This window comes from Microcoleus sp. D3_18_C4 (genome assembly GCF_036702355.1).
Lineage (GTDB): Bacteria > Cyanobacteriota > Cyanobacteriia > Cyanobacteriales > Microcoleaceae > Microcoleus.
The window spans coordinates 1-12,649 of the sequence record NZ_JAUBTF010000017.1 but is presented as its reverse complement, the minus strand read 5'-3'; the positions used below and the strand labels follow the sequence as shown (position 1 = coordinate 12,649).

11 protein-coding genes are annotated in these 12,649 nt (G+C 45.2%); 3 read left to right on the top strand and 8 right to left on the bottom strand.

Features of this window, described 5'->3' with window-relative positions; genetic code table 11:
• Positions 1-13: 13 nt before the first annotated feature.
• Both QUA90_RS11160 and QUA90_RS11155 read right to left on the bottom strand, forming a co-directional pair.
• Positions 14-511: a hypothetical protein gene (locus tag QUA90_RS11160; RefSeq protein WP_333328256.1), complete on the bottom strand. Its 498-nt coding sequence runs from the start codon at positions 509-511 to the stop codon at positions 14-16.
• Positions 512-899: 388 nt separating this feature from the next.
• Positions 900-1,904, bottom strand: a complete 1,005-nt coding sequence (locus QUA90_RS11155; RefSeq protein ID WP_333445469.1) for an RNA polymerase sigma factor, RpoD/SigA family — start codon at positions 1,902-1,904, stop codon at positions 900-902.
• A gap of 906 nt (positions 1,905-2,810) precedes the next feature.
• On the opposite strand from QUA90_RS11155, the gene QUA90_RS11150 reads away from it, so the two are divergent.
• Entirely contained in the window at positions 2,811-3,509 is a 699-nt protein-coding gene (locus tag QUA90_RS11150; RefSeq protein WP_333445467.1) for a hypothetical protein, read from the top strand.
• Between the two features lie 7 nt (positions 3,510-3,516).
• Positions 3,517-4,197, top strand: coding sequence for an OmpA family protein (locus tag QUA90_RS11145; RefSeq protein ID WP_333445465.1), 681 nt, complete (start codon positions 3,517-3,519; stop codon positions 4,195-4,197).
• A gap of 82 nt (positions 4,198-4,279) precedes the next feature.
• Here QUA90_RS11145 and QUA90_RS11140 read toward each other — a convergent pair whose 3' ends face one another.
• The 4 genes from QUA90_RS11140 to ribBA all read right to left on the bottom strand — a co-directional run bounded on the left by QUA90_RS11140 (position 4,280) and on the right by ribBA (position 10,519).
• Positions 4,280-6,013 (bottom strand): ATP-binding protein, encoded by a 1,734-nt coding sequence (locus tag QUA90_RS11140; protein ID WP_333445463.1) that lies wholly within the window; start codon positions 6,011-6,013, stop codon positions 4,280-4,282.
• A 98-nt stretch (positions 6,014-6,111) separates the two neighbouring features.
• Positions 6,112-7,551: a pentapeptide repeat-containing protein gene (locus tag QUA90_RS11135; RefSeq protein ID WP_333445461.1), complete on the bottom strand. Its 1,440-nt coding sequence runs from the start codon at positions 7,549-7,551 to the stop codon at positions 6,112-6,114.
• Between the two features lie 431 nt (positions 7,552-7,982).
• A complete protein-coding gene (locus QUA90_RS11130) occupies positions 7,983-8,435 on the bottom strand; it encodes an HAD domain-containing protein (protein ID WP_333295886.1) in 453 nt (150 codons plus the stop codon).
• 392 nt (positions 8,436-8,827) lie between these two features.
• A complete protein-coding gene (gene ribBA / locus QUA90_RS11125) occupies positions 8,828-10,519 on the bottom strand; it encodes a bifunctional 3,4-dihydroxy-2-butanone-4-phosphate synthase/GTP cyclohydrolase II (protein ID WP_333328269.1) in 1,692 nt (563 codons plus the stop codon).
• Between the two features lie 170 nt (positions 10,520-10,689).
• Here ribBA and QUA90_RS11120 point away from each other — a divergent pair, with 170 nt between their 5' ends.
• On the top strand, positions 10,690-11,538 hold the full coding sequence (locus QUA90_RS11120) for a site-specific DNA-methyltransferase (protein ID WP_333445460.1): 849 nt from the start codon (positions 10,690-10,692) through the stop codon (positions 11,536-11,538).
• On the opposite strand, the gene QUA90_RS11115 is transcribed toward QUA90_RS11120, so the two are convergent.
• The gene (locus QUA90_RS11115; protein WP_333445458.1) at positions 11,530-12,141 is read right to left on the bottom strand and encodes a ScaI family restriction endonuclease; all 612 of its coding nucleotides are present in this window, start codon (positions 12,139-12,141) and stop codon (positions 11,530-11,532) included. The genes QUA90_RS11120 and QUA90_RS11115 overlap by 9 nt on opposite strands.
• On the bottom strand, positions 12,142-12,339 hold the full coding sequence (locus QUA90_RS11110) for a helix-turn-helix transcriptional regulator (protein WP_333445544.1): 198 nt from the start codon (positions 12,337-12,339) through the stop codon (positions 12,142-12,144).
• Between the last annotated feature and the right edge of the window lie 310 nt (positions 12,340-12,649).

Genomic DNA, 12,649 nt, shown 5'->3' with positions numbered 1-12,649 from the left:
CAGCGCGTGTTTCCTACTTTTCCCACACCTGCTGTTTGTGAGATTCTTTGCAAATTCCCAAGATGCGCCGATCGTTCTCGCTGATGGTAGAAATTGGGTAATACTGTTGCAGGTTTACCGAGTAGGGAGAGCGACTGCCGTCGTAACTATCCACTACTGTTAAATTTAACTGAGTTCGATCGCCCGTGCCGTAAAAACAGTAAAAAGCAGACCGAGGCAGGTAAAAAGCGCCGACTACCTTACTCTGCCGCATTTCAAATACAAAATATTCTTGTTTAATTTCCTCTGGCTGGCTCGACTGGCCGTAGAGGTAAATGCCATCTGCTAAACCTGTGCTAGCTGTATCTGCCCCAGGATTTGGCGGAGATTGCGAGCTTAAAACGCCGGATTTGATGTCCGAGTTGTGTGCCCGGCGTGCGGGGAATGCGATGCTGAAGTTACCGGGCGAGAGAGCCAGCACGATCGCGATCGCTTCTAAACTTCCTGTCAATATGAAATAAGTCAAAACCACTCCAGACCCCAAAATTTAAAATAGCTGGTTCCAAGCGCCTCTTGTACCAGTTTCACAAAGATTGTAGAGAAACCGGGTATTTGGCTTAATGTTGACTATAAACTTAAAGGAACGATCGCCCGCCCGGTTCCTGAAGTTAAATCTAAGATTAGTTTTGATAAATTTTGCGTCCGCCCCGATCGGGCGATCGACCCCTCAAATAATACCATTTTTGATTTTAAATTTTAGATTAAAGAATTGAATAATTTGGCGTGACCTATTCCATAAGGGTTTGGAGAACAGGCCTACCGTTGCATTCTTTTTTTTAACTGCTATAAAAGTAGCCTTCCCAGCAGCGCCAACACGAAAAAAAAGTTGAGATTTTGGGAAATCTCAACTTTTTTAGTGACTAACTAGCCAAGTATTCTCGGACTTGAGATTGGCGGCGCCGCAGGTGGGCAAGGGCTTGATGTTCTAGCTGCCGCACCCGTTCCCGGCTGAGATTTAACCGTTCTCCGACTTTCGCCAGAGACATTTCTGTGCCGTCTTCCAAACCGAAGCGCAATATTATTACATCTCGCTGCTGGGGAGTAAGTTCTGATATCAAAGTATTGAGGTCTTGCCGCAGTAATTCCGAGGTAATGTAGTTGTCTGGAGATGCCGTTTCGTCTTCTAAGAGTTCTTGCAGTTCGGTATCTTGGTTGTCTCCTACGCGCAAGTCCAAAGAAACTGGATGTCTTGCCATCAGCAGGTATTCCCGAATTTGGGAAGGGTGCAGTTCCAAAGCGGCAGCAATTTCGGCAGGGGAGGGAGACCGGCCCAACTGCTGGGTAAGTTCCCGCTGCACTTTTTTGATTTTGTTGAGTTTTTCGGTGATGTGAATTGGCAATCGAATCGTGCGGGCGTGTTGGGCGATCGCCCGGGTAATTGCTTGGCGAATCCACCAGTAGGCATAGGTAGAAAATTTGTATCCCCGCATCGGGTCAAATTTTTCGACTCCTCGTTCTAAACCGAGGGTGCCTTCTTGAATTAAATCCAAGAATTCCATATTGCGTTTCTGGTATTTTTTGGCGATCGCCACTACTAGCCGCAAATTGGCTTCAATCATCTTTTGCTTGGCCCGCCGCCCTATGTGTAAGATGCGGCTAAGTTCAGGTTCGGTCAACTCCATTTCGGCAGCCCACTCTTGATTCGTCAGATCCCGCTGCCATTCTTTAGCAAGTGCTTGTTTTGCTTCGATTAATTTCATCATTTGCTGCACCTGCTTCCCGAAAACAATTTCTTCTTCTCGGGTTAGCAGGGGTACGCGACCGATCTCGTGCAGATAGGTACGAACCGTATCCGTTGAGGAGTATGGCCGGCTGCCCATGCGATCGGCTTTCACTGTTTTGTTTTTGGGGGTTGTGGTGGACATGGGTGAGTATTGCACTCCTTGTAACAACAGATAAAAAGTTGGTGATACCCTGTCCCACTTTTACAAGTGGGATAAAGACTGCGACAAAGGGGATGTTTCCCCTCTTGTTTATCGGTGACGATCGGTAGAAGCTTTTTGTTTGGGATTACTTTTGTGCTGGATTTTCCAGTAATCCCCGTCGATTTTCGGTAGCTCGCTAGCTTTAACGGCTAGTTCAAGGCGAAGTGAAGCAAGAGTTTAGTTTTCTCAATACTATTCCCAATTTTGAGGATCGTAAAGGCTAAAAACCTCTGTCTTAAGGTCAAGATTCTACATTTTTCCTTAAGGTTTTGAATTCCCTGTTAGTTTTAACTGCCACTCAACTTCACAATACTCATGCAAACAGACTCATGCAATTCGAGGGCTTTGTTTTGCTCTCTGTTCTATCATCGCTTGAAATTTTCTCGCTGCCTAGATGGTGGGATGCGAGATAACCGAACTCGATCGCCGTATTAGATGCGAGTAACTGTTTAAAATATTTATTGACATTTTTATTAAAATATGCTATGCAAATTCTGCTACGACTAACGACAAGGTGTATAAAGGCTGGCTGTTGCCCTGTTTGACTTTCATTGTGCTGCGAGGCTCCATCATCTCCATCATGTTTAAGCTTATGCAAATTTTGGGCAGTTAGGGATGAGGGGTGAGGGGGTGAAAGGGGAAAAGCTTCTGACGGAAAGCTGGGGGCTAATTTTTTTCAGGTTCGATCGTAATTTCTAGTGAAAGAGATTTTAAGGGCGATTCCCTACGGGATAGCTACGCTTCACACACTTTGTAGCTCATCTAATTCTCAAGGCTAGATTAAACCCGCAACAAAAGCTACCACTCTACATTAAAATTAGCACAAAAGCTCGATCGGGTGCAGCAATGAAAGCTAAAAATTTCCCACAATTAGCATTACTATCGCTGGTGTGTGTCGCCTGTGTGCAAAACCCATTGGCACAAGCACCCGCCGCGTCGTCCGCACCCAATACCCCAACTCCTACGCCAATTCAAACTCCATCAATTTCACCTCCCGTTCAAACACCAATAGCACAAGAACCCGCCGCATCGCCCGCCCCCAATACCCCAACTCCTAGGCCAGTTCAGACTCCACCGATTTCACCGTCTACTCAAACACCAATAGCACAAAACACTCAAATTTCCACACCAATTCCGACTCAAACGAGTTTAGAGGTTGCCCAGAAAACTACAAACTCTCTGCCACCTACGCAAACTTACGACCTGCGCGTTATCGATCAACAACTATGGAGACGGCTGACAAAAATTACCTTTGGCGAAGATAGCATTATAGTGACTATGGTGATTACAAATGGTAGCAAGGAAGTTGTAATACTTAATGGTGAAAATGGTATGTATCTCTACGACAACTATAGGCAAAAATATAATTTGTTGCCTCCCTCCAATAATACCAAAATTATGATTAAACCAGGCACTACGCTCAAAGGGCAGTTTGTATTCGTAGGTTGGTTACAACCGAAAGCAAATAATTTGCGGATATATTCCACTATAAATTCTGATGGTAGCTCTATTCTCCTATTCGAGAATATTCCAATTAACAGGTAATTGAGAAATGACAAAGCTAATTAGCTTGATTAATACTACGATAATCTCATCATTGCTTTTCGCGACCTCATCCTCTGATGTGGCTGCCAGTAAATCCGCCAAAGTCGATACTGTTGAATCAGAATCAACAGCAGTTACAACCTTAGAAGTAATACCAATTACTCCTACTACAGTAAAAGTTGAAATTATTGCTCAGACTACAGTAAAAATTGAGAATATCACCGCTAATCAAACTGCGACAGAGGAGCAGCTACCAACTCAAATAACAACCGAGTCTGTCAAAAACATTGAAACAGAGTTAAACGCCGAAAAAGTACCTGAAGGCATCAGAATTAATGTGCCTGAAACTATTTTATTTGATTTTGACAAATATAACGTCCGCGCCCAAGCTAAACCCACTCTCACCAAGATAAATCTGCTGCTGAGACATTACAAAAACGCCCAAATATTCATCAACGGACACACCGACAACCGCGGGGAAGATTCCTATAATCTCGAACTTTCCCAGAAGCGAGCCGCAGCGGTAAAATATTATTTTATCAACGTTTTCAAGGTGCAGAATACCCGGATGCAAACCAAAGGGTACGGCAAAACTAAACCGATTTCTCCTAATAATAATTTAGACGGCTCAGACAACCCGGTGGGGAGGGAGAAAAACCGCCGCGTTGAATTAATTATTAAAACATAGGATAGGAATTAGATTTTTTTAACCGCAGATGCACGCAGATTAACGCTGATAAAGAGGGATTTTATAAGGGTTTAATCTGTTGTTAAAATCCCAAATCCATTTTGGCAGATTCTGCCTCGGCAAATACTTGTTCATCGGGCATTTCTTGCCAGTCAATATCCCCGATTTCTCTGTAGAATTGCTCGTCGTAGGGGCGAGTTTGCACGACTACGGGCATGGGTACGGCGTGTCCCAAAACTAATGCTTGCTGTTTGGAGTCGAGTTTTGCCAAAACCGATCGCAAACTCTGCCCTCCAGAAACGCCGGTAAAAATAGCATCGATGTCTTTATCATCGTTTAGCAAAGCTGTGATCCGCGTTCCGACTTGCGACATGACTTCCGCGTCGATTCCTGACGGGCGCTGGTCTACAATCAGCAGGGTGACAAAGTATTTTCGCATTTCGCGGGCGATCGTACCAAAAATAGTCGATCGGACGATCGCCGGATCGAGAAAGCGGTGAGCTTCCTCAATGGTAATCACCAACGGCTGCGGCTTGTCGCACGGATTTTTGCTCATCAAAAACTTTTCAGCTTTCCCCACGTAAGATTCGTGAATGCGGCGAGTAATCACATTTGCTGCTAACATATATGACAGCAAATCCGAGTGGGAACCGAACTCAATCACTACATTTTTTCCACTATCCAAACACTGCAAAACTTCAGTTACATAATTTTTCGGACAGCGTTGGCGAATATATTTCAACTCTTTCAACCGCTCTAATTTCCGCTGCAAAGCCATAATCGAAGATTTATTCCCGCGCTTTTCTTCACAGAACATTTGAATATCTTCGTTAGTCATGTCCAGCAACTTATTTATCCAACCGCTGCCCAGTTCGTTCCGCAAAATAATCGCATTTTCGATACTAGCTTCCGACAAATTTAGCTCGCGCTGTACTAGCGCGATGTCTTCCACTTCAATTTGATCGAAACTCAAAAACAACTCTTGAGCGTCGCGGACTCCCCGGCGTTTGGTCGATTCTGGATCGAGGGTATAAATCTGCATTTTATCGGGAAACAACTGCCGCAAACCTTTAACAGTGCTGAACTGTTTCCCTTCCGAAACTGCTTCCCACCCGTACTCCGAGTGCATATCAAAAATTAGATTAACCGCAGCTTGCTTGCGAATAATTCCCGACAATAGCAAGCGCGTCAGAAAAGATTTTCCCGTTCCCGACTTGCCAAAAACGCCGTTGCTGCGTTCCACAAATCGGTCTAAATCCAAGCACACAGCAACATCCATGTCAATCGGTTTGCCGATCGCAAAATTGCGGCGGTACGGGTCATCTTCCCAGCCAAAAACTGCCCTAAAATCACTTTCTTTGGCATCAAACACCTGCGAAAAGTGGCTGGGAATAGTTTTAACCGGCAGCAACTCAATATCCGCACCCGTTTGTGACTCAAAAGAAGCCAAATTTCCTAACGCCAGCTTATTCTCGCGAACTCCGCCGTTTTTCGTCGGGTCAAAAATTGCCTGCTGTTTTTCTCTCTCAGCAGTCAACATCAACATCGGCGACAGTTGGATCGTACCGTAGGTGCTGCTACCTGCTAGCACTGCGAGCAGAAAATCGTCGTCGGGATTGGGAGGATTCGATAAAATGCGGGCGCTAGAAGTTCCCAGAGATACGTCGGTGAGCATACAGAAAAAGTGCGATCGCACCCCCCGCACTACTAGAAATTTCCCCACCCTCATATCTTCCACCGAAACATCGGCGTGCAGTCGCACTTCTAATCCCTTGCTCAGGGAACCTTGAATAACAGAGCCTAACGGTCGATCCATTTTAGATTTTAGATTTTAGATTTTAGATTGTTAATAATCGAGTAATTTTCCCTGGGCGAGTTTTGATTGTAGATTTTTGATTGTTAACAGTCAACTAATTACCATTCCGATTCTAGTGGCAATTCAAAAAAAGTCGGACTCAGATCTAGATCGGTCAAATCCGTTTCGCTCAAATAAGCGTCAGTCAAAAATACCCCTTTTAAACTTGCGCCTTTGAGGTTAGTACCTTTCAGGTTAGCACCTCTGAGATTAACTCGGAATAAATGAGCATCGCTCAAGTCGGCCTCACTTAAATCTGCTCCCTCCAAATTTACTCTCATCAAATCTGCTTTTCGGAGATCAGCTTCGTTTAACTTAGCGCCGCTGAGGTCAGCTTTTGTCAAGTCTACACCTCTCAAGTCGGCCCCGCTCAAGTTAGCGAACAGCAAAGTAGCTCCGGTGAAATCTGTCTCCCTCAAATCGGCATCCTTTAAATTAGCGCCGCTGAGGTCAGCCCTTGTTAAGTCTACACCCCGGAGGTCAGCAGAACTCAAGTTTACTTGGTGTAAAATTGCGCCGCTTAAATCGGCTCCTCTTAAATCAGTTCCCTCCAAGTTTGCACCTTTGAGGTAAGCTTTTTTTAAGCTAGCTCTGCTGAGGTCTACATTTTTGAGATTGACCGAAGTTAAGTTAGAAGCGCTCAAATTAGCTCCGCTTAAATCTGACCCGTTTAAGTCGGCTCCGGTTAAATTTACCCCTTGCAGCGATACATTGGGAGCAATTAAATAAGCTCCGCCCAGAGCGGGGTCAATGCCTTCTGAAAACAAAGTCTTGTTGCTGTAAACAGCTTTCTCCAAAATCGTGCCGCTCAAACTAGCTTCCCTCAAGTCCGCTGCGCTGAGGTTGGCTCCTGCTAAGTTTGCCCGATCGAGTTTGGCGCCAAATAAAATAGCTTTGTATAAGTTTGTCCGCCGCAAATCGGCTCCTTTTAAATCGGCTTCGGTCAAATCTACCATAGCCAGATTTAAGCCAGGGAGCGAAGCATTGGGAGCTAGCAAAAATGCTCCCATTGCACCCGGATCAATATCTTCGGGAAAGATAGTCCGGTTGTTGTATACCGCCTTGTCTAAAATGGCGCCGCTCAACTGAGAACCGCGTAAATCCGCCCCGCTAAGGTTGGCTCTGGTTAAGTTGGCTTCGTGGAGATTTGCTCCTACTAAATTAGCCTTGATCAAACTTGCTTGTTTGAGGTTGGCGCCCGTGAATTCGACTCCTACGAGATTAGCTTCTCGGAGGACAGCACCAGTCAAATCAGCTCTAGTGAGGTTAGCTAAATTAAGAAATGATTCAGCTAAATCCGCCCCGCTGAGATTAGCGCCGCTGAGGTCGGCTTCAATCAGGTCTGCATACCTGAGCATAGCGCCGCTGAGGTTGGTTTCTCGGAGATCCGTGCCTCGGAGGTTGGCTCCCCGGAGTTCCGCACCGCCAAGGTTGGTGCCTTTAAGTGCTTGTCCCCTGAGATCGAGTCGGTGCAGAAAGTCACCAACGTTCATTTCCATGTCAAATTCACCAAAAAAACGAGCGGGAAGCCCCTGACTTTAGGCATGGGGAGGAAGGCGGCTGCGACGACCGTCGCCTTGAATCCCCTTTCGGGGTTGGAGAGGTCGGGTTGCCTCTCCGGTGAGGTATGGTTACCTCAATCTCCCTTTCGGGGTAATGTTCGCTTCGAGAATGTTTAGTGAGCTTGTTAGGCTGAAAGCACTGGTTTAACCCCATTAGGCCTGTTTAACTCTCAGCGATAGAGCGGAAAACTAGCGTCGCATTTTCCGGTATCGTGACTCAAAAAACGTAGGTCTGATCCTGTCTCTGGTAAGGTTTGGGCTTACGGTTCAATCCCGCTCACAGAGCCGGACTGTCTTGAAAGCCCCCGCTTTTAAGCGTGGGGTTCCTTACCCTCTCTATTCCGGTACTTTTTTCCTAACCTTTGAAATCAAGTTAGATATTCTGAAAGTACCTTTGCTGAGTTCTGGTCAAAACCATTGTAATCATCAATAGCCACAACTGGCGCATCTGGCGGATAGTGTTCTGGAATATCGTCAATGGCTACCCAAGGTGAGTTTTCTGCTTGATTTTGTCGAAGATACTCAAGAACTTCCTGGTGTCGTAAATATTTGTGTTGGTGAATATTTTTGGGGTTTAGAAAAGGGGTGTATCCGATAATACGGATAGCGATATCTGGTGAAAACAATGGCGGGATTACCTCGAAGGGGAATATTTCTTTCCAAGATGATGAAATTACTACTCGCGCATTAGGATAGGAACGGAGGACATTTTCAAAGTGATTAAGGCAATCGGAATTAAATTTCATTATATCAGTTTGCAAACTCGATCCATTTCTTCTGTCAGGAATAAGTACACCATCAATGTCTAAAAAAATTAACATTAACTAAAAGTCCTAGTGAATAATTTAATGAGTATTAATACTGCTTAATAAGATAAATGTGCATTGACGATGCTCTCTCAATTGTTCGCTACATCGGCTTGTTATATCATGTCCGATCAATTGACCACAATATGTCGGTCCGGCGGGTTTTTGAGATTGTCCATTATTGGCAGATATTGGCAGGTTTACCCGCCCCTACCTGATTTCGGGTAATCGACCCGACATAATATTAGACTGCAATCAACATTGTTATTCACTGTTTTTATGGGTGGCTGCTTTCTGACGAAAGGAAGATGCCGGTATCAACAAGTATTATTCTGAAATTCACAGTTTTTCTTGGCTTCTGCCTTCCCCCCTGCTGGGGTAGGGGGGAAGGGTTCTACCTTCTGCCTTCAGGCAAGAGGAGCAAAACTGTAGATTTTCTGAGGTTCGAGCCGATCGCAAATTCCGGTTAATTCCGACAACAGGAATGTCTGGCGATCGAGCTGGACTTGCAGGGTTTTGAGCGGATCTCCACCGGAGGAAACCATGAATTCTAATGTTTGCAAATTCGGCTCAATGCTGATTTCGCCGAGAATTTGACCGATCGCTCTGACGTAAGGATGGTTTAGATCCGAGTACCAGTCGGGGGCTGCGAGTCCGGCTTGATCGAAGCCCAGGTGAACGATGAGGGAGCCTTCTCCGAAAAGGGCTATTCCCACCGGTCGCGCTTCTTCTTGCAGCAGCAAGTGCTGGCTAGCCGCCAAATGCCGCAGTTTTTCGAGGTGTTCGTACCGATTTTGAATGGCAGAATCTTCCTCTTTTCCTTCTCCTTTTTCGTTCCACTGAATCGCCACTGTTACTAAATAAGTTTGCAGGAGCATATGACCGAGTTTTTCGGCTTTTGTTGCCAAATAGATCGAGTTGTAATCTGTGGCTTCAATTAGTAAGGGGACGCGATCGGCTACTTCAATCCCGTAACCTTTCAAACCCGCAATTTTGCGCGGGTTGTTGGTAATCAACCGAATTTTTTTTACTCCCAAATCGTTGAGCATTTGTGCTCCGACGCCGTAGTTCCGCAAGTCGGCGGGAAATCCCAACCGTTCGTTGGCTTCTACCGTATCCAATCCCAAATCTTGCAGCGAGTAAGCTTTTAGTTTATTTACCAATCCAATACCCCGACCTTCTTGGCGCAAGTAAACTATGACGCCAGAACCGACATTTTCGATCATTTTCAGTGCCGCTTGCAGTTGCATCCGGCAGTCGCAGCGCAGGGAACCCAAAGCATCGCCGGTCAGGCATTCGGAATGCACCCGCACCATCACGGGTTTATCTTTAAATTCTGCCGGGTCGCCCTTGACAATAGCAACGTGTTCTGAATTGTCTTGGGTGTCGCGGTAGGCGTAAATCATAAAATCGCCGAATTGAGTGGGCAATTTGGCGACGGTTTCGCGGCGGACAAATCGATCGTGCTTGAGTCGGTAGCTAATTAAGTCGGCAATACTGATTATTTTGAGGTTGTGGAGTTTAGCGTACTCGATTAATTCCGGCAACCTCGCCATCGAACCGTCAGGGTTTTGAATTTCGCAGATGACGCCACTGGGATACAGGCCAGCGAGTCTGGCGAGGTCAACCGAGGCCTCGGTGTGGCCGGCGCGTTTGAGGACGCCACCGTCGATCGCCCGCAGGGGGAAAATGTGACCGGGACGCCGCAAGTCTTGAGGTTTGGTGTCAGGGTGGATGGCTACTTGGATGGTGCGGGCTCTGTCTTCGGCGGAGATACCGGTACTGACGCCGTTGACTGCATCGATGCTGACGGTGAAGGCTGTTTGGTTGTTGTCAGTGTTTTTGCTGACCATGAGGGGCAGTTCCAGGCGATCGAGCCTTTCGCCGCTCAAGGCCAGACAAATCAAACCGCGCGCGTTCACGGCCATGAAATTGATGTTGTCGGGGGTGGCGAATTGGGCGGCACAAATCACGTCGCCTTCGTTTTCGCGATTTTCGTCATCGACTACTACCACGATGCGACCTGCTTTGAGGTCTGCGAGGGCGCTGTCGATCGAGTCAAATTGAAAGGATTGAGTTGAGGTGTTGTTATTGGGCACAGAGAAGTTCAAGCTATAAACAGTAATGTTATGGAAATAGAATGTATTTGTGATTGTAACCTTTTGTTTCCCACAGGGCGATCGGCCAATCCAGATGAGTTTGACAATATTTCTAAACTCACTTACTATAAATTTTACACTTTGTCAACAAAATATCTCCCCAATATTTCATGAGCTTGACTGATATCGCGAATATTTTAGGTAAACCGTACTTTCAAGCTCCTAATTGCTTAATTTATAACATGGATTGCTTGGAAGGATTGAAGCTGCTGCCCGATCAATTTGTAGATTTAACCGTTACCAGCCCGCCTTATAACATCGGCAAAGAGTACGAAAAATCCTTGGTGTTAGATGAGTATTTAAACTGGTGCGAGCAGTGGATAGCAGAGGTTTACCGGGTAACGATCGATCGAGGAGCATTTTGGCTGAATTTAGGTTATTTGTCAATTCGCGATCGGGCAAAAGCAATTCCGATTTCCTACCTGCTTTGGGACAAAGTGCCTTTTTATCTGATTCAAGAAGTTGTCTGGAACTACGGCGCGGGAGTTGCGGGCAGCAAGTTCTTTTCACCCCGCAATGAAAAGTTTCTCTGGTATGTAAAAAATCGAGATAAGTATACATTTAATTTGGATGAAGTACGCGACCCAAATGTGAAATATCCGAATCAGAAAAAGAACGGCAAGATTAAAGTAAACTTAAAAGGCAAAAATCCGACGGATGTTTGGCAGTTCCCAAAAGTTACGTCGGGGAAAAACCGAGCTTCCAAAGAACGCACGCCTCACCCCGCTCAATTTCCTGTTGCTGTTGTCGATCGCATCATCAAGTCTGCATCGAATTTAAACGACATTGTTTTAGATCCGTTTATGGGTTCCGGGACTACAGCAATTGTGGCTCTGGGTTTGCAGCGTCAAGTTATTGGATTTGAAATTAGGGCTGATTATTGTGAGATTGTCGCTAGTAGAATAGATAATTTTTTGAGGGACAAGGAACTCAGAGAAGCACAGTTATCTTTATTCTAAAGTTGGTAATTGCAGCAATTTATAACGTTCAACAGCAGGACTTAATTTTGCTTGTTGCCCGGTTGCAGCGGCTTGACCTTGCCAATCTTCTCGGTCTAACCATCCAAATCTTACTAAATTAATCTGCGGTTTTTGTGAGCCTTGAACGTTTTTGTTAAATTTCTGAAAATTAACAACAAGGTAATAGCCCGATTTATTCTTCTTTCCTTCTATACCAGTAGTGCTTAGTTGAGTATAACTGCGATTTCCATAGGTATTACGATTACTTGAAGACGTTTTAATCTCGATCGAGAAACAATCATCTAGAAGACAGACCACATCTTTTTCAGTAGCAGTTTCTTCGCGACGCCAAATTTCTGGGTATCGCCTAGTCAATTCTAATGGGATGAGTTCGTGCAAAAAGTATCCCATAATTTGGGGGCTGGGAAATAAATCGACACCTATTTTATAGTTTGTGCTAGTTAGATTAGATTCAAATATTTCTCGCCACACTTGAATTACTACTTCATATATTTCATCCGGGTTAAGTGGATGTATCTCTATCAGTTCCCTGGTTTTTACTGCCCAATCTTCTGTGGCAAGCCCCGCATAAGGTGAAGTCATTTACTCTATCCCCTCCAACAATTCGCTTAGCGATACTCCCAAAGCTTTAGCTAGACGCACAATATTCAGAAGTGCAACATTTCTCTCGCCACGTTCAATGCCACCAATGTAATTTCGATGCAGTTCTGCTAGTTCAGCTAACTCCTCTTGGCTTAGCCCCCTAGCTTTTCTCAATTTCCGAACCTGTTCGCCAAATATTTTAAGCTTTATATTTTTTGTAAGTAAAAAAATATAAAGCTTGTAACGGCTTTAAATCTACACACTATGAGTGTTAATTTAAAAAAAGTTTCAATCAACTTGGCAGATCCGGCACTGTCCAGCAATTTTTATGGACGATCGCACTGCCCAGAAAGTAGCGCTATTCTTAGAAAAGGGATTTGTGTCAGCGAGACTCCGGGAGATTCTTATCAATATTACTTAGAGTCCTGAGCCTGGGGGGGTAACAACCAGCCTGAAACCCATACCTTTGTAAGGATTGAGCCAATGTGTGCTAAAAAAAAATAGGCAG

Bases quoted from the DNA above. Each gene is read 5' to 3' on its own strand.
- QUA90_RS11115 (WP_333445458.1), bottom strand. From the start codon at position 12,141: ATGACTTCACCTTATGCGGGGCTTGCCACAGAAGATTGGGCAGTAAAA.
- QUA90_RS11150 (WP_333445467.1), top strand. From the start codon at position 2,811: ATGAAAGCTAAAAATTTCCCACAATTAGCATTACTATCGCTGGTGTGT.
- QUA90_RS11140 (WP_333445463.1), bottom strand. From the start codon at position 6,013: ATGGATCGACCGTTAGGCTCTGTTATTCAAGGTTCCCTGAGCAAGGGA.
- QUA90_RS11145 (WP_333445465.1), top strand. From the start codon at position 3,517: ATGACAAAGCTAATTAGCTTGATTAATACTACGATAATCTCATCATTG.
- QUA90_RS11135 (WP_333445461.1), bottom strand. From the start codon at position 7,551: ATGGAAATGAACGTTGGTGACTTTCTGCACCGACTCGATCTCAGGGGA.
- QUA90_RS11155 (WP_333445469.1), bottom strand. From the start codon at position 1,904: ATGTCCACCACAACCCCCAAAAACAAAACAGTGAAAGCCGATCGCATG.
- QUA90_RS11120 (WP_333445460.1), top strand. From the start codon at position 10,690: ATGAGCTTGACTGATATCGCGAATATTTTAGGTAAACCGTACTTTCAA.
- QUA90_RS11130 (WP_333295886.1), bottom strand. From the start codon at position 8,435: ATGTTAATTTTTTTAGACATTGATGGTGTACTTATTCCTGACAGAAGA.